Below are 16,251 nucleotides of genomic sequence, written 5' to 3'. Positions count from 1 at the left end.
GAAAATTGCTCAGGCGGGCAGATAATCGACCTCCGTCGCCTCGGGAACCCGGGCGAAGAAGCGCTCCACGTCGCTGCGCGTCGGGACGACGGTGCCCGGCGTCATCAGCATCGCGGTCGCCGCCGCGACGCCGAATCGAACCGCCTCGTTCAACGGCCAGCCATAGCTGAGGCCGACCACGATCGCGGCGACCATCGCGTCGCCGGCGCCCACGCCGCTGACGACGTGCACCGGCACGGCGGGGATTCGTTCATTGCGTCGCGGGGTCACCACAAGGGCACCACGGGATCCGAGGGACACCACCACCGACTGGGTGATGCCGCGGTCGATCAACTCACGGGCAGCGGCGAACTGAGCCGTCTCGGTTACCAGGTCACGACCGAGACACTCGCGCAATTCGCGGATGCTCGGCTTGAGCAGGAACACCCCGGACGTCACATGGGTCAGTCCGCCGCCCGAGGTGTCCAGCACCAGAAGTGAACCCGTTTCCCGGCAGATGTCTGCCACGCGCTGATACCAGGCCGGCGGCACCGACGGCGGCAGGCTGCCGCTGGCGACGACGAACTCGGCCGAGGCGGCCGCCGCCCTCAATTCGTCGAGGCACTGCGCTTGCTCCTCCGGGGTGATCTGCGGACCCGGCAGCACGAAGCGGTACTGCTTACCGGTAGTGCGTTCGTTGACTGTGAAGCTCTCGCGGGTCGAATCGGCGATCGGTATGACCCGCGAAGGCACACCGGCCTCGGCGAGCAGTTTCTCCACTTGGCCGCCGGTCGAACCCCCTACCGGAAACACGGCCGACGTCGCGACTCCGAGGACGTTGGCGACGCGCGAGACGTTGATGCCGCCACCACCCGCGTCGTACCGCGCTCCGGCGCAACGGATCTTGTCGGTGGGGCGCACGACGTCCGCGCTGGTCGTGATGTCGAGCGCCGGATTCATCGTCAGGGTCGTGATGACGGTTCGGCTTTGCCCCCGAGTACGTTGCATCACAGGCCGACCGTTCCCCGTGCACGCGTCATTGTGCCTCTCCGTTCTACAGTCGACCTTGCACGTCGATCCGGTCTCAGACGATCCTGAATTCGCGATCGGGTTCTGAGCCGAAGTGGAACCGACGGCCCGTCACACGCAGCGGGCGGATGCGCACGTAATGGGGTTTGACCGTGGCCGTCCACGGAAGCAGCTGCGCCCGCTCGGCCTCATCGATCTCGTCATCGGTGCGAAGTGTCCGGGCCAAACCCCTGATCACCACACTCCAACCCTCGACGGAGTTGTGGTCGTCGGCCTCGAACAGCACGTTCTTGTTGATCACCGCGCTGCTCAACTTCGTGCCCTCCGCCGTGCGGAACAGCACGGTGCGGTTCTGGACCACGAAGTTGACCGGAAAGATCTCCGGCTCGCCGCCGACGCTGGTGACGAGGCGCCCCAGCGAGGAGGCCGACATCAATCTCCAGCATTCGCTCTCGGAGAGGATTTCGATCGGTTGCGTCGGTGTGGACATGGCTACGACGGTACGGAGAACACGCGGCCGGTAACGCTGCCAAAAGTCCCTTCAACTCATGCCCTAAAGGCACTGTATTCCGGGAGGGTTAGCAGGACGATGGATCCCATGAGCAGCGCCGTGATCGAGGCCGCCGCCATGGGGGAACTGGTCGACACGCTTCAGCAGCGCGGTTACCGGGTGATAGGACCCACCCGGTCCGAGAACGCGATCGTGCTGGCCGAGTTGGCCTCCGCGGACGATCTGCCCCGCGGCTGGGGCGTGGACACCGGGCCCGGGCATTACCGGTTGCGCAAACGCGACGACGACGCGCTGTTCGGTCATTCGGCCGGACCGCAATCTTGGAAGCAGTTCCTCCACCCACCGCGCCAACGGCTGTGGTCCTCCGAAGGCGAGACGTCCGAAGAGACTCCGAAGTACGCGTTCCTCGGGGTGCGGGCGTGCGATCTGTCCGCGATCGCCGTCCTCAACGGCGTGCTCGGCGTGGGCGGCCATCCCGACCAGGGGTTCGTCGGTCGGCTGGCGCGGATCTTCGTCGTGGCCGTCAACTGCACCGAACCCGGCGGCCTGTGCTTCTGCGCGTCGATGGGCACCGGACCCGAAGTCGGGCCCGGCTACGATCTGGCGCTCACCGAACGGATCGACGGCAACCGACACAGCTACCTGGTCGACGTGGGAAGCGAAGCCGGCGAAGACGTGCTTTCCGCGCTGCCGCACCGCGATGCCACCGCGGACGAGATCGACTCCGCTCGAGGCGATGTCGCGAATGCGGCCGACAAGATGGGCCGCCAGATGCCCACCGGCGACCTGCGCGAGCTGCTGATCGACTCACGCGAATCGCCGCAATGGGACGAGGTGGCCAGTCGATGCCTGACGTGCGGGAACTGCACGATGGTCTGCCCCACGTGTTTCTGCACCACTGTCGAGGACACCACCGATCTCACGGGGCAGCACGCCGAGCGATGGATGCAGTGGGCGTCGTGCTTCGAGTTCGACTTCACGTTCATTCACGAGGGGAGCGTTCGGCAATCGGGCGCCTCCCGATACCGCCATTGGATCACCCACAAGCTCGGCACCTGGCACGACCAGTTCGGCAGTTCTGGCTGCGTCGGTTGCGGGCGATGCATCGCCTGGTGCCCCACCGGGATCGACATCACCGAGGAGATGCACAGCCTGGCCGCCCGGCAGTCCGAAGCCAGTGATGACTGAAACCGAGGCGCCACAGGCGCCGTCGTCGGCGATGACCCCGGTGCCGTACCGGGTGCACCGCCGAACCGATGAAAATCGTGACTCGGCGACGCTGTGCCTGCAACCCGTGCACGAACCGCTACCGACACCCTGGCCCGGCGAGTTCATGATGATGTACGCCTTCGGCATCGGCGAGATCGCGATCTCCGTCAGCGGCGTACCGGACTCCGGCGGCGACGACATTCTTCACACCATTCGGTCGGTCGGCGCGGTGAGTCGCGCACTTCACGGCGCCGCCCCCGGCAGCGTGATCGGCATGCGGGGGCCGTTCGGCACCGGATGGATGCTGCCGGCCAGGACCGGGGACGACGTGGTGATCGTCGCGGGGGGCGTCGGCCTGGCACCGCTTCGCCCCGTCGTCCTGGCCGCCCTGACAAATCGCAACTCATACGGTCGGGTGACCCTCATCGCGGGCGCTCGCTCCCGCGACGACTTTCTCTTCGCCCCCGAGCTCGCCGACTGGTCGAACAGCGGAGCCATTGAGGTGCACCTGACCGTCGACGTACCGATCCAGGGGTGGCCCGGTGAAGTCGGCTTCGTCACCGAACCCCTGCGCCGGACACCGGTGCGACCCGATCGCACCACCGCGTTTCTGTGCGGCCCCGAGGCCATGATGCACAACAGTGCCATCGAGCTGCTCCGGAAAGGCCTGCCGCCAGACAAGATCCAGGTATCGCTGGAACGAAATATGCAATGCGGAGTCGGATGGTGCGGACACTGCCAGCTCGGCCCCCTGCTGTTGTGCCGGGACGGACCGGTCGTCGGATACGACGTCGCCGAGGCCCTGCTCAGCGTGAAGGAGCTGTAGGTGGGTACACCGAAACTAGCCGTGTGGAAGTTCGCGTCCTGCGATGGCTGCCAACTGACCCTGTTGGACTGTGAGGACGAACTGTTGACGCTGGCCGAGCAGGTGCAGATCGCCACGTTCCTGGAGGCGTCGAGCGCCACCGTCGCCGGCCCGTACGACGTATCGCTGGTGGAGGGCTCGATCACGACGGCGGCCGATGAGCGTCGTATCAGAGAGATCCGGGAGCAATCGGGAGTGCTCGTCACGATCGGCGCGTGTGCCACCGCCGGTGGGGTGCAGGCCCTGCGGAACTTCGCCGATGTCTCCGAATTCGCCTCGGTCGTCTACGCCAAACCGGAATACATCGATACCCTGGCGACCTCGACGCCGGCCTCGGCACACGTCGCCGTCGACTACCAGATCCAGGGCTGCCCGATTGACCGCGGGCAACTGCTCGAAACCCTGGCGGCACTTCTGGTGGGGCGCAAACCACGGTTGCCGGCCAAAACGGTTTGTACAGAATGCAAGAACCGCGGCGTCACGTGCGTCCTGGTTGCCGACGGGACCCCGTGCCTGGGACCGGTGACCCACGCCGGGTGCGGCGCGCTGTGTCCCACCTATCGGCGCGGCTGCTACGGATGCTTTGGCCCCGCCGCCACCCCCAACACCGCCGCGCTCATTCCGTTTTTGCGTCGGGACGGGATGTCAGCCGCGGGTGTCGAGCGCGTCTTCGCCACGTTCAACGCGGTCAACTTCGACCACGAACGGAACGACCGGTGAGCGAAGAGATCCGAACGTTGAGCGTCGGGGCGCTGACGCGGGTGGAGGGAGAAGGCGCCCTGCACGTCACCCTGCGTGACGGTAGCGTGGACACCGTCGAGTTGAACATCTACGAACCACCCCGCTTCTTCGAGGCCTTCCTGCGCGGCCGCGCCTACACCGAACCACCCGACATCACCGCCAGGGTGTGCGGCATCTGCCCCGTCGCCTATCAGGTGAGCGCGTGCAATGCCATCGAGGACGCGTGCGGGGTGACGGTCGATCCGGAACTGGTGGCGTTGCGACGACTTCTTTACTGCGGGGAGTGGATTCACAGCCACGCGCTGCACATCGTGCTGCTGCACGCACCAGACTTCCTCGGCTATCCCGACGGGATCAGCCTCGCTCGGGACCACCCCGAGTTCATCGAGCGCGGACTGGCGTTGAAGAAGGTCGGCAACCGGCTGATGGAGAAGATCGGTGGTCGCGCGATCCACCCGATCAACGTTCGGCTGGGCGGGTTCTATTCGGTCCCACAGCCGCGCGAGCTCGACCCGCTGGCCGAGCAACTCCGTAGCGCCATGGACGACGCGCTGTGGTTGCTGGGCAGAGTGAGTGAATTCGACTTCCCGGAAGCCGAATTCGACCACGAGTTCCTGGCGCTGACGGCGCCCGACCGCTATCCGATCGAGAACGGCACCATCCGAAGAAGCGGGGGGCACCCGTTTGCGGTCAGCGAATTCAGCGACCACGTCGTCGAGGCGCAGGTGCAGCGGTCCACGGCGCTGCACGCCACACTGGACGGCGCCCGCTACCTGACCGGTCCGCTCGCCCGGTACTCGCTGAACTCCAAGACCCTCTCCCCCGTCGCCCGCGAGGCGGCCGCCCGCGCGGGGCTGGGTGAGGTATGCCGGAATCCGTTTCGGAGCATCCTCGTCCGCGCTGTCGAGATCGTCTATGCGATCGACGAAGCATTGCGCATCATCGCCGCGTACCGGACGCCCGACCGCCCCTTCGTCGACGTCCCCGCCCGGGACGGGACCGGCCACGGTGTCAGCGAGGCGCCCCGCGGGCTGCTGTATCACCGGTATGACGTCGGCGCGGACGGTCTCCTGCGGGCGGCCGTCATCGTTCCGCCCACCGCTCAGAACCAGGCGGCCATCGAGCACGAGATGGCCGAACTCGTCGGAGCGAACCTCACGTTGGCCGACGACGCGCTCACCGCGTTGTGCGAGAGGGCGATCCGTAACCACGACCCCTGCATCTCGTGCTCGGCTCACTTCCTGACGCTCACGCTCGACCGGTTGTGAGCGGCGATGTGGTGATCGGGGTCGGCAACAGCTTCCGCCGCGATGACGGAGTCGGCCCTGCCGTCGCCGAGGAGATCGCCAGGCGTGCTCTCCCAGGTGTGCGGGTGCTGCTTGCCACGGGTGAGCCCGGCGCCCTCCTCGACGCATGGAACGGCGCCGCCCTCGCGATCGTCGTCGACGCCGCGATGGGCGATGGGGCCAGTCCCGGTCGGATTCGGCGATGGACTCCGGACGAGAACAGACCACCGCGGGTCGTCAGTTCACACGCGATCGGCCTACCGGAAGCATTCGCATTGGGAGAAGCATTGGGGCAGTTGCCCGATCGCCTGGTCGGGTTCAGCGTGGACATTGTCGACGCGGGCCACGGTGTCGGTATGACGGCAGATGTCGCCGCCGCCATCCCCGGCGTGGTTGACGCGGTGCTCGCCGAACTCGATCACCCCATGTGATCGGAACCCTGCTGCGCCTAGGACCGGCCGCTCGCGGATACGTCGGGTTCGCTGAGGAACCTGATGACGCTCCCGGGTTTGAGTTGTTGTACGCGTCCACGGCACTCGACCGTCACGGGCGGTACATCCTGGGGCCCGACACTGACTTCGGCTCCCCGGCCGCTGACGCGCACATGTAGGTGATGGCCGCGATAGTGGATGGGAAAGCCCAACGCCCCCAGCGACTCCGGCCACTGCGGCGACAATACGAGACGGTTACCACGCAATTCCAGGCCCGTGAAGCACCGCTGCATCAAGTCCACACTGCCCGCCATAGCGGCGAGGTGCACACCCTCGGATGTCGTGCCGCCCTGGATGTCGTCGACGTCGGACTTCAGCACATCGCGAAAGAAGTCGACGGCGTGGTCACGATTCGCTCGGGCCAGCACCCATGAGTGCACGACGGCGCTGAGCGTGGAACCGTGTGAGGTGCGGGCGATGTAGTAGTCGACCATCGCAGGAATCATCTCCGGTGCGAGCTGGTAGCCGAGCCGATTGAGCAGTTCGCGCAACTCATCCGACGACAGCAGGTAAAGCAACATCAGCACATCGGCCTGCTTGGAGGCTCGGTAGCGGTTGACGTCGTCGTCTTCTGCCTCGAGGATCCTGTCGAGACGCTGGATATTGCCGTAGCGGGCCCGGTACCCGTCCCAATCGAGTTCCGCCAGGCGGTCATAGCCCTCGAACTGGCTCACCAACCCGTCGTGGAAGGGCACGAACATGCGGCGGCTCACCCGGTCCCACTGTTCGAGTTCCTCGTCGGGCAGCCCGAGCTTCTCCCGAAGGTCGAGGCGGTTGGGCAGCGGAATCTCCTGCAGGGCGTCGATGGCACGCAGGATCACCCAAACCGCCATCACGTTGGTGTAGGAGTTGTTGTCGACGCCGGTGAACGGCCGATCGGGGTAGCCGGAATGGAACTCGTCGGGCCCGATCACGCCGAGAATCCCGTACCGATCGGCGGCATCGTCGTATGTGGTTCTGCTGACCCAGAATCGCGCGATCTCGATCAGCATCTCGGCACCGTAGTCGATGAGGTAGGCCAGGTCGCCGGTGACTTGATAGAACTGCCACACGTTGTAGGCGACCGCGATACCGATGTGGTGTGCGAGGTGACTCGCATCCGGATTCCACCGGCCGGATCGGGGGTTGAGATGTAGTGAGGGGCTTTCCTCGCGGCCGTCGCTGCCCGACTGCCACGGAAACATCGCCCCCGCATAGCCGGCGAGCTTGGCGGCCCGCCGAGCCTCGAGGAGTCGACGGTAGCGGTACCGCAGCAGCGCCCGCGTGATGGTCGGGTACCTCAGGTTCAAAACCGGGAAGATGAACAGTTCATCCCAGAACACGTGGCCGCGATACGCCTCGCCGTGAAGACCCCGAGCGGGGACGCCGATATCCAGGTCCTCGCTGTGGTATGACACGGTCTGCAGCAGATGGAGCAGATGCAGCCGCAGGATCCTCAATTCGTCTGGGTGGCCGTCGAATTCGATGGACAGTCGCTCCCAGATGTGCGCCCAGGCCAGCGTGTGCTCCTGGCGGATCTCGCGGAATCGGCCCTGCCGTGTCAGTCTGCGCTCCGCGCCCGCCGCGGGCTCGGATGTGGCGACATCGCGACCCGTCACCACCGCCACGACCTTCTCGACTGTCACTGACCGGCCCTCCGCGATGTCGACGACAATGTCGTGCCCGATCTCGAATTCATGCTCGACCAGACGATATTCCGCGGCCGCGGCGTCATCGTCGTGCCAGACCGTGGTCCGTGCCGCCAGCGCGATCGGTATTTGAGACTGCGTGGTCCGCACCGACATCAGCACCGCGTTGTTCACGATCTCGCCCATCTTCAGGGACTCGAGATGATCACTGGCCAGGCCCTGGTAGCGTTCCACTCCGCCGTTGCAGACATCGGCGTCCAGCGTCGACCGGAATTCGATTGAACCCGACCAATTCTCGGCCACGACCGTGGTTTCCAGTGCGGCGATGTGCGTCTGCTTCATCGAGACCAACCGATTTTGAGTCAGTGAGCTTACCCGCCCGGCGTCGTCGCTGAAGCGCATGGCACGGGTCAGCACGCCACCTCGAAGATCGAGAGTCTGGCGGTAGGACAGCAACGTCACAGCGTCCACGTCGAACCAGGGTCCGCCGTCGATACGGAACGTCAGTGGAAGCCAATTGGGTAGGTTCACCAGGCTCTCGTGCTCGAGTTTCTTCCCGGAGAGGATGTCGTCGAGGCGGTTGTACACCCCGGCGGCGTACGTCCCCGGATAGTGGACTTGACCGGCCTTCGACTCAGGCGCGGCGCCGCGGGTCGCGAAGTATCCGTTGCCCACGGTGCACAACGCCTCGCGCAACTTCTCGGTCGGCGGGTCGTACCCCTCGAAGGTGTAGGTCCACGCCACCGTCGAGGTGGCGTGCTGGCGTGCCAGCCATCGTCCCCCGCGGCGCAGGAAATCTCGGACCTGAAGCGGGTTGTCGAGCGAGAAGCTGGCCGCGCTCGGCCGATCCCGGTCCTCATCGTGCCGCACTGCGATACCCACCCCACCCGACCGAAGCGCGTCGAAGGCGTCCTCGTCGGTCAGGTCGTCGCCGATGTAGATCGGGATCAAACGGCTGTCCGGCGACAGTTGGTCTTGTATCCACTTCAGCGCCGAACCCTTGTCCCAATCGATGTCGGGGCGCAGTTCGACCACCTTGCGCCCCGTCGTCACGCGGAGGCCCAAGCGGGTGCCGTACTCGTGGGTGGTGGCGACGATCTCGGCCACGCAGTCCTCAGAAGCGTTGCGGTAGTGCACCGCGATGGCATAGCGCTTGCGCTCGACGTACACACCGGGAATCGAACCCAATCGGTCGGATAGCCCCTCGGCGGCCTGTTGCAGGGCGGGGACCGCCGCCGCGGCGTCGTGGTTGCGATAGTCCGTGCCGTCGGGCCCCACCATCTCGAATCCGTGTGAGCCGGCGTACCAAACGCCCGGAACACCGACGCGCACACGGATATCGGCGAGATCGCGCCCACTGAGTATGGCCACCGGACACTGCTGTGCCAGCGCCGCCAACGCCTCGGCGGCACCCTCGACCGGGACGGCGGCGTCGGGATCGGAGACGATCTCCGACAGGGTGCCGTCGAAGTCGAGGCACACGACCGGCCGCCTGCCGTCGATGGCAGTGATCAGCTGACCATAGGTGTCGAGGGCATTCGGCAGGTCCGAGATGCGCCTGTCCCCGGAGCGCACGGAAACCTCGTCCACGTCCGACACCACGACGTCGGCGCCACTGGACAACAGGACCTCATGGGACCCGGTCGGCGCGACACCCACGACCAGTGCGAAGCCGCCTTGCCGCGCGACCCGCACGCCGAGTTCGCTGCCTTCGAAGACCACCGAGCGCTCAGGTGCCACGCCGAGGCCGGCGCTGGCTTCCAGCAGGACTGCGGGATGGGGCTGCTCGGGTGAGCCGAGCGCCTCTGCGACGACGCCGTCGACGCGGACGGTGAACAGATCCTCCAGATCCCCGAAGGGCGTGGCGTGGTCGCGGCTTCGACTCGTGGAGTAGAGGGCCGTCCCGATCCCCGCGTCATTCAGCTTCTTGGCCAGCGTGACCGTCGACGCGGCTCCGCTGACGAGGCTGTCGAGGCCGAACAGAGCGGCATCGTACAGGCGCGGGTCAATGGTCACCGGTGTCTTCACGTCACCCATCTGACTGCTCGACACAGCGCCCCGGTAGGGCATGAAGTCATCGAGACTGTTCCGGAGAGCCCCCAGGGACTTTCGGCCCTACGAGTCGAGGACCCTCAGCCCACCGGATACGGCCCTCGGACGCTACGCCGGGAAATCCCGTGGCGCGACGCTGTCTCCATGACCAGTGACGACTACGTCCGCGACATCTCGACGCTGCGAATCGCCGACGCCGAGGAAGCCGGCGGTAAAGGCGCGAACATGGGGGAACTCGTGGCGGCGAAGTTGCCTGTTCCGCCCGGCTTCGTCCTCCTGCGCGATTGCTATCGGGACTCGATGCGAGCCGCCGGTGTCGACACCGAACTGGCAGCGCTCCACCGGGAAGCGATGGCCAACGCCGCCGACACCGCCCGGCTGTCCGAGACGTGTGAACGGATGCAGGGTCTGGTGAACAAGGCCGGCGTCGCCGACGGCGTGCGCGATCGGATCCTCGCGTTCTATCACCGCCTCGGGCGTGACGCCGTTGTGGCCGTCCGCTCGTCGGCGACCGGGGAGGACGGCCGAGACGCATCGTTCGCCGGCATGAACGCCACGATCACCAACGTCACCGGCGACGAGGCGCTCGTCGGCGCGGTTCTGCGCTGCTGGATGTCGCTGTTCAGCCCACGAGTCGTCACCTACCGCGCCAGTCGCAACTTCACGGCCGACCCGGCGATGGCGGTCGTCGTGCAGCGGATGGTCAACTCGGACAAGGCTGGGGTGGCGTTCACCGCCGACCCCAGTAACGGCGCCGAGGACCGAGTCGTCATCGAGGGTGCCTTCGGTCTGGGTGAGGTCGTCGTGTCGGGGATGGTCGAGCCCGATACCTACATCATCGCCAAGGACACCCTCGAAGTACTCGACGTCCGGCTGGGACACAAAGCCTTCAAGATCGTCCGCGGCCCTGACGGCAACGACACCCATGTCGACCTGGATGACGCGCAGGCCGACGCGCGGGTGCTCGATGACCACGAACTGCGTGCCATTGCCGAGCTCGCCATCGCCACCGAGCGACACAACGGCTGCCCGCAGGACACCGAGTGGGCGATCGAGAACGGCCAGACCTACCTGGTGCAGGCGCGGCCGATCACCACCTTGAAGCACACTTCCGCGCCGTCGTCGGAGAAGCATGCCGTGCTGGCTCGCGGCCTGGCCGCGGCGCCGGGAACCGCGATCGGGAAGGTCCGTGTGCTCGACAGCCCCGAGGAGGGGCACCGGTTGCTCGAGGGTGAGATCCTCGTCGCCCAGATGACCAATCCCGATTGGCTGCCGACCATCCGGCGGGCGGCGGCACTGGTCACCGACACCGGCGGTATGACCTGTCACGCCGCCATCGTCGCTCGCGAACTCGGGGTGCCGTGCATCGTCGGGGCACGCAGCGCGACAAAGGATCTCCATGACGGGACGACCGTCACCGTCGACGGAACCCACGGCCGCGTCCTTGCCGGCCGCGTCGACGCAGCACCTTCGGCCACCGTCACCGCACAACCCCAAGTGGTGTCTGCGGCAGCTGACGAGGTGACGGGAACCAAGATCTACGTCAACATGGCGATGCCCGACAACGCAGAGGCCGTCGCCGCGCAGAACGTCGACGGTGTCGGGTTGCTGCGAGCCGAGTTCATGCTCACCGAGGCACTCGGGGGTCGTCATCCACGCGATCTCATCGCGCGCGGGGAACAGGACAGCCTCGTCGAGAAGATGGTGGCTTCGGTGGGCCGCATCGCCACCGCCTTCGCACCACGCCCGGTCGTATACCGGGCCACCGACTTCCGCAGCAACGAGTTCCGCGGTCTCGTCGGCGGCGAGTCGTACGAGCCCGTGGAACACAACCCGATGATCGGCTATCGCGGCTGCTACCGGTACATCAAGGAGCCCGACCTGTTCGCCCTCGAACTCCGGGCGCTGGCGCGCATCCGCGAACAATCCCCGAACCTGCATCTGATGATCCCGTTCGTGCGTACCCGGTGGGAACTCGAAGAGTGCCTCGCCCTCGTCGATTCCAGCCCACTCGGTCGCCAACGGGGATTCCATCGGTGGGTGATGGCGGAGGTGCCCTCGGTCGTGCACTGGCTTCCGGAGTACATCGGCATGGGCATCGACGGGGTGTCGATCGGTAGCAACGATCTCACCCAGTTGATGCTCGGAGTCGACCGCGACTCCGACATCTGCGCAGAACTGTTCGACGAGTCGGACCCAGCCGTCCTGGACGCCATCGGTCAAATTGTTGGCCTTGCACGCAGATTCGGTATCACCTCGTCGCTGTGCGGTCAGGCGCCGTCGACCAAGCCTGCCTTCGCCGAGCATCTGGTGCGGATGGGCATCACCTCGGTATCGGTCAACCCGGACGCTGTTGGCGCGGCACGGCGCACCGTTGCGGCCGCCGAGCGCCGGCTTGTGCTGGAATCGATGCTGACGGCACGGGACGGTGACTCGAATCGGGTGGGGTCACTTCGCCGAGAGGAGATCTTCCGATGATCGAAGTGCTGCCGAATATGCCCGACGGTGTGATCGGCTTCCGAGTGTCCGGCCGGTTGAGCGGTGAGGACCTACGCGACTTCAAGCCCACGATGGAACAGAAGCTGCAGGGCGACGAGGTGCGCATCGTCGAGGTCATCGCGCCCACTTATGAGGGTTTCGGTCCCGGTGGGCTCGTCGAGGACCTGAAACTTGGCTTCGGCGCATTGATCAGTCATCATTCGGCCTTCAAGCGGATCGCCGTGGTCACCGATGAGAAGTGGGTGTTGCACACCCTGCACGCGCTGGCATGGATGGTTCCCGGCGAGATCGCGCTCTTCGGTCTCGATGAGTTGGAGCAGGCCAAAACCTGGGCCGCGGGCTGAGCGCGGGTTCGATGACGGTCGAGGTGCACCGCTGACGTGTTACTGCTCAGCGACATCGTGCACCGTGAAGTCGTCGGCCCGAACGGGGGCACGATCGGCCGCATCGCCGATGTGACCGCCCGCCCCGACGGCGGTGGGGGTCTGCCGCTTGCCGAACACCTCGTGCTGTCCCGACGCCGGAGGCCAGAGTTGCTGGTCCCGTGGCAATCCGTCAATCTTTCTCATCCGCAACACATTCGGCTCAACACTGACGACGAACTCCCGCTCGTCGCGGCCAGCCCTCTGGCGGACAACGAGATCATGCTGGTGCGCGACGTCCTCGACACGCAGATCGTGGACATCACCGGGCAGCGACTCACGCGCGTGGCCGACGTGGTGCTCGCGCGCCGACACGACGGCCGGCTGGAGGTCGTCGGCGTCGAGGTCGGGTTCGATGCCGTGTTGCGCCGATTGGGTCTTGGCCGGCTGGCGAAACGACTCCGAAGTGATGCCGTCGCGTGGACGGACCTGCACCCGACGTCAGATCGGGGGCATGCCGTTGCGCTCGGGATGCCCAGGTCGGCGATCCACCTTCTGGATGCGCGGGGTTTGGCGGCACTCGTCGCGCGACTCGACACGGAATCCGCAGCCGAGGTTCTCGGCGCCAAGGACGTCGCGGTTGCCGCCGACGTCATTCGGGCCAGCCATCCTGTTGACGCCGAACGGATTCTGCTGGCACTAAGCGAATGCAAGGCCGCCGACGTCGTCGCCGCGATGCCGTCCGACCATGCCACCCGGTGGAGAGACCGACTGTCCGCCCCGGCCTCGTGGAGGAATAGACACTTCCGTCGCTTCGGGGTGTGGCCACGTCGACGACACGGGCAATCGTGACGCTGACGAAGCGGGGCCGGCTGGCGATCGGCGCACTGGTCGCAGTCGTGGGTCCCGGGTTGCTCGCCGGCCTCTCGGACGATGATCCCGCCGGTATCACCACCTACTCGGTACTCGGCGCCGACTACGGCTATCAACTGTTGTGGGTTCTGCTGCTGTCAACCCTCGCCTTGGTGATGTTTCATGTCCTGGCCGCCCGCATGGGCGTGGTCACTGGGCAGGGATTGATCGGCCTGGTGCGCCAGCGCTACGGCGTACGTGTCGGCGGCGCGATCCTGGTGACGCTGGTCGTCGCCAACGTCGGAACGACGTGCGCCGAGTTCGCGGGTATCGCAGCGGGTTTCGAGCTCTTCGGTGTCAGTCGCGACCTCAGTGTCCCCGTCGCAGCACTGCTCGTCTCGACGCTGGTGCTGCGCGGAAGCTTCCACCGCGTCGAGCACTTCCTGCTGCTGTTGTCGACGGTGTTTCTCGCCTACATCGCTTCGGGGATACTCGCTCATCCCGACTGGGGGGCCGCGGCACACGGCCTGTTGATACCGACGATGCCCGCGGACCGGGACACCTTGGCGATCGTCACCGCAACCGTCGGCACGACACTCGCGCCATGGGGACTGTCGTTCATCCAGTCCTACGCCGTCGACAAGAAGTTGCGGATCGAAGACCTGCGCTTCGAACGCATCGACGTGGTGACCGGCGCCGTGCTGACGGGTGTGATCGGATTTTTCGTCGTCGTGGCCTGCGCGGCGACCCTACACCGCGATGGTCGCTCCATCAGCGATGCGGCAGATGCGGCCCTCGCCTTGCAGCCGCTCGCCGGCGAGTTGGCCTCGACTCTCTTCGGGATCGGGTTAATCGGCGCCGCGCTCCTAGCCGCGTCCATCCTGCCGTTGTCGACGGCGTACTCGGTGTGCGAGTATGCCGGAGTCGAAGCCGCCCTCAATGATCCGTTCCGGGCGGCCAGAACGTTCTATGTCACGTTCGGTCTCGTCACGGTGCTCGGCGCAGTTGTCGTCATGCTTCCTGGTGCGCCGCTCGTAACGATCCTCGTCGCCACACAAGTCCTCAACGCCGTTCTGCTCGTTCCCCTGCTGTTGGCGATCATCGGCATCGCACGGGACGCCGATCTGATGGGTGATTTCCGGTTGGGCTCGAGGGCGACCGTGGCCTACGGCGCGACGGCCGCCGTCGTGCTCGTGTGCGTCGTGGCGCTGGCGGTCACCGCGGGTTGGGGTTGAGCTCCGCGGAGTGGAGGTCGCTCACTGCCCCTGGAGCAGGGTGACATTGATGATCTCTTGGGCGTGAACCAATTGACGCTCGGCCTGTTCGAGGCTGGATCTGAACTCGCCGTCGTAAGCGTTCTTCGACCCCGCCACCACCGATAAGCACATGTGTGCGGCCGCATGAGCGTCCTCCGCCGCGGCCGCCAATTCGCTGGTGAGTTCGGGGGTAGGCGCCGGCAAGTAGGTATGCACATCGACGCCGGCGAGATCGTGCATTCTTTGGCATGCCTGCTCAAGACCAATCGGGGTCAGGCTCTCTATGGAGTGCCGGGCATCGGCGATGGAATCCTGCAGCTTCATGACAGGAGTATGCGCATGTTCCCACCACTGTGACACGGTCTGTTGTTCAATCGGAGTCTCCGCCGCGGGCTCAGTTCGGTCGCGATCCATCCCGACGGTCACTGCCACGAACGAAACTGCCAGCGCGACAACGGCACCCGCGCCAATCACGGCCCACTTCGTCCGATACCACGCAGTCGCCTCCAGCCCCTTCACCCCTATCGGCGCCCCACACTCTCCACACAATTCGAAATCCGGCGGATTGTGATGGCCGTTGGGACATGTCACCATCTTCCAGACCTCCTGGGGTATTCCGCTTCTCGGTCATTGGTCGACGTCATCGGATCCTGCTCAACATCAGGAACTGATGAATCCCGAACCGCTGGAACATCCGTGTCCGCCGGGTCGAGATAAGTCGGCCCGCCGCCTGCGCATCGATGATTCGCGGTTCGACAACGTTGTAATTGCGTCCGCCGCTCGACACGATCGCCTCGCCGGACGCTTGCACGTTGCGCAGCCAGTCGACGCCCGTGCCATATGGCAGCGGAATGATGAATCCATTGTCGATCTGCTCGGCCACAACAGGAGTGGCGTAGTGCCAGCCGGTTCGGCGGCCGGTATGCCGGATGACGGAGGCATACCAGTGCCTGCGGCCCGCCAGCTGCATCATCAGCGGATTCAGCACGTACTTGTTGAACGTACGCACCTTTGTATTGACTCGATCAACCACGCTTGAAGGCATATCTCGATCGTTGCGACGGACTCGCCGGCCACACAGGGCCGTCTGGACCGAAGTCCGAGGGTCTAAAGGCACGAGTCGCAGACGGAGGCCGATGGGCTGATCTTGTGTGACTTTCTTCTCTATTTCTGTCGGTCAGCCGCGCAAATGATGGATGCGACAACCGGGCGCGAGGATTGGGGATGCCGATGACGCCGACTGAAAGCGCCGATCTGACGACCGCGGAACTCGACACCCTGGCCTGGCGGTTCCTGCGGTCCGAATTCGCTAGCCGGATCTACTCCGATTGGTCGCTCGACCGCCGCCTGGATGCCTACCTACTGCGCCACGGGGGGGCCGACTTCCTCGTCGACGGATCGGCTTACGCCGCGCTGCTGGAGCGGGTGATGGTGAACATCGGCCCCGCCAGGCGCAACGGCGTGCTTTCGCTACCCGATTGGTGAGCACAG

Annotated in this window: 15 protein-coding genes; 10 read left to right on the top strand and 5 right to left on the bottom strand. The window is 65.8% G+C overall.

Features of this window, described 5'->3' with window-relative positions:
• Positions 1–9: 9 nt before the first annotated feature.
• Positions 10–987 carry a 1-phosphofructokinase family hexose kinase gene (locus A5650_RS20210; protein ID WP_067295670.1) on the bottom strand — a complete coding sequence of 326 codons (978 nt, stop codon included), beginning with the start codon at positions 985–987 and terminating at the stop codon, positions 10–12.
• A gap of 76 nt (positions 988–1,063) precedes the next feature.
• Positions 1,064–1,498, bottom strand: a complete 435-nt coding sequence (locus A5650_RS20205; protein ID WP_067295666.1) for a pyridoxamine 5'-phosphate oxidase family protein — start codon at positions 1,496–1,498, stop codon at positions 1,064–1,066.
• A gap of 108 nt (positions 1,499–1,606) precedes the next feature.
• Between A5650_RS20205 and A5650_RS20200 the strand changes: the two genes are divergently transcribed.
• Genes A5650_RS20200 through A5650_RS20180 form a run of 5 tightly spaced genes read left to right on the top strand, consistent with a single transcriptional unit; the run spans position 1,607 to position 6,051 of the window.
• Positions 1,607–2,707: a 4Fe-4S dicluster domain-containing protein gene (locus tag A5650_RS20200; protein WP_067295736.1), complete on the top strand. Its 1,101-nt coding sequence runs from the start codon at positions 1,607–1,609 to the stop codon at positions 2,705–2,707.
• Positions 2,700–3,554: an FAD/NAD(P)-binding protein gene (locus A5650_RS20195; RefSeq protein ID WP_067295662.1), complete on the top strand. Its 855-nt coding sequence runs from the start codon at positions 2,700–2,702 to the stop codon at positions 3,552–3,554. The genes A5650_RS20200 and A5650_RS20195 overlap by 8 nt, the downstream gene beginning before the upstream one ends.
• The gene (locus A5650_RS20190) at positions 3,555–4,313 is read left to right on the top strand and encodes an NADH-quinone oxidoreductase subunit B family protein (RefSeq protein ID WP_067295658.1); all 759 of its coding nucleotides are present in this window, start codon (positions 3,555–3,557) and stop codon (positions 4,311–4,313) included.
• On the top strand, positions 4,310–5,602 hold the full coding sequence (locus A5650_RS20185; RefSeq protein ID WP_067295655.1) for a Ni/Fe hydrogenase subunit alpha: 1,293 nt from the start codon (positions 4,310–4,312) through the stop codon (positions 5,600–5,602). The genes A5650_RS20190 and A5650_RS20185 overlap by 4 nt, the downstream gene beginning before the upstream one ends.
• Positions 5,599–6,051 (top strand): hydrogenase maturation protease, encoded by a 453-nt coding sequence (locus A5650_RS20180; protein WP_067295652.1) that lies wholly within the window; start codon positions 5,599–5,601, stop codon positions 6,049–6,051. The genes A5650_RS20185 and A5650_RS20180 overlap by 4 nt, the downstream gene beginning before the upstream one ends.
• 17 nt (positions 6,052–6,068) lie before the next feature.
• On the opposite strand, the gene otsB is transcribed toward A5650_RS20180, so the two are convergent.
• A complete protein-coding gene (otsB, locus tag A5650_RS20175) occupies positions 6,069–9,776 on the bottom strand; it encodes a trehalose-phosphatase (protein WP_067295649.1) in 3,708 nt (1,235 codons plus the stop codon).
• A gap of 159 nt (positions 9,777–9,935) precedes the next feature.
• On the opposite strand from otsB, the gene ppsA reads away from it, so the two are divergent.
• The 4 genes from ppsA to A5650_RS20155 are packed head-to-tail and all read left to right on the top strand — an operon-like array spanning position 9,936 to position 14,739.
• Positions 9,936–12,269 carry a phosphoenolpyruvate synthase gene (ppsA, locus tag A5650_RS20170; RefSeq protein WP_067295645.1) on the top strand — a complete coding sequence of 778 codons (2,334 nt, stop codon included), beginning with the start codon at positions 9,936–9,938 and terminating at the stop codon, positions 12,267–12,269.
• Positions 12,266–12,634 carry a SpoIIAA family protein gene (locus tag A5650_RS20165; RefSeq protein WP_067295642.1) on the top strand — a complete coding sequence of 123 codons (369 nt, stop codon included), beginning with the start codon at positions 12,266–12,268 and terminating at the stop codon, positions 12,632–12,634. The genes ppsA and A5650_RS20165 overlap by 4 nt, the downstream gene beginning before the upstream one ends.
• A 36-nt stretch (positions 12,635–12,670) precedes the next feature.
• Positions 12,671–13,504: a magnesium transporter MgtE N-terminal domain-containing protein gene (locus tag A5650_RS20160; RefSeq protein WP_067295639.1), complete on the top strand. Its 834-nt coding sequence runs from the start codon at positions 12,671–12,673 to the stop codon at positions 13,502–13,504.
• A complete protein-coding gene (locus A5650_RS20155; RefSeq protein WP_067295636.1) occupies positions 13,501–14,739 on the top strand; it encodes an NRAMP family divalent metal transporter in 1,239 nt (412 codons plus the stop codon). Before A5650_RS20160 ends, A5650_RS20155 begins: the two co-directional genes overlap by 4 nt.
• Positions 14,740–14,760: 21 nt before the next feature.
• Here A5650_RS20155 and A5650_RS26950 read toward each other — a convergent pair whose 3' ends face one another.
• Positions 14,761–15,084: a hypothetical protein gene (locus A5650_RS26950; protein WP_156744212.1), complete on the bottom strand. Its 324-nt coding sequence runs from the start codon at positions 15,082–15,084 to the stop codon at positions 14,761–14,763.
• A gap of 316 nt (positions 15,085–15,400) precedes the next feature.
• Positions 15,401–15,805, bottom strand: a complete 405-nt coding sequence (locus A5650_RS20145) for a PNPOx family protein (protein ID WP_067295633.1) — start codon at positions 15,803–15,805, stop codon at positions 15,401–15,403.
• A 185-nt stretch (positions 15,806–15,990) separates the two neighbouring features.
• Between A5650_RS20145 and A5650_RS20140 the strand changes: the two genes are divergently transcribed.
• On the top strand, positions 15,991–16,245 hold the full coding sequence (locus A5650_RS20140) for a hypothetical protein (protein ID WP_353615192.1): 255 nt from the start codon (positions 15,991–15,993) through the stop codon (positions 16,243–16,245).
• Positions 16,246–16,251: the final 6 nt, after the last annotated feature.

Source organism: Mycobacterium sp. 1164985.4 (assembly GCF_001668575.1).
Taxonomy (GTDB): Bacteria; Actinomycetota; Actinomycetes; order Mycobacteriales; family Mycobacteriaceae; genus Mycobacterium.
Note: the sequence above shows the minus strand (reverse complement) of the source record. Positions and strands in the feature narration are given on the sequence as shown.

Coding starts and splice junctions, on each gene's coding strand:
- A5650_RS20210 (WP_067295670.1), bottom strand. CDS start 987: ATGCAACGTACTCGGGGGCAAAGCCGAACCGTCATCACGACCCTGACG.
- otsB (WP_067295649.1), bottom strand. CDS start 9,776: ATGGGTGACGTGAAGACACCGGTGACCATTGACCCGCGCCTGTACGAT.
- A5650_RS20165 (WP_067295642.1), top strand. CDS start 12,266: ATGATCGAAGTGCTGCCGAATATGCCCGACGGTGTGATCGGCTTCCGA.
- A5650_RS20140 (WP_353615192.1), top strand. CDS start 15,991: ATGACGCCGACTGAAAGCGCCGATCTGACGACCGCGGAACTCGACACC.
- A5650_RS20200 (WP_067295736.1), top strand. CDS start 1,607: ATGAGCAGCGCCGTGATCGAGGCCGCCGCCATGGGGGAACTGGTCGAC.
- A5650_RS20195 (WP_067295662.1), top strand. CDS start 2,700: ATGACTGAAACCGAGGCGCCACAGGCGCCGTCGTCGGCGATGACCCCG.
- A5650_RS26950 (WP_156744212.1), bottom strand. CDS start 15,084: ATGAAGCTGCAGGATTCCATCGCCGATGCCCGGCACTCCATAGAGAGC.
- ppsA (WP_067295645.1), top strand. CDS start 9,936: ATGACCAGTGACGACTACGTCCGCGACATCTCGACGCTGCGAATCGCC.
- A5650_RS20205 (WP_067295666.1), bottom strand. CDS start 1,498: ATGTCCACACCGACGCAACCGATCGAAATCCTCTCCGAGAGCGAATGC.
- A5650_RS20145 (WP_067295633.1), bottom strand. CDS start 15,805: ATGCCTTCAAGCGTGGTTGATCGAGTCAATACAAAGGTGCGTACGTTC.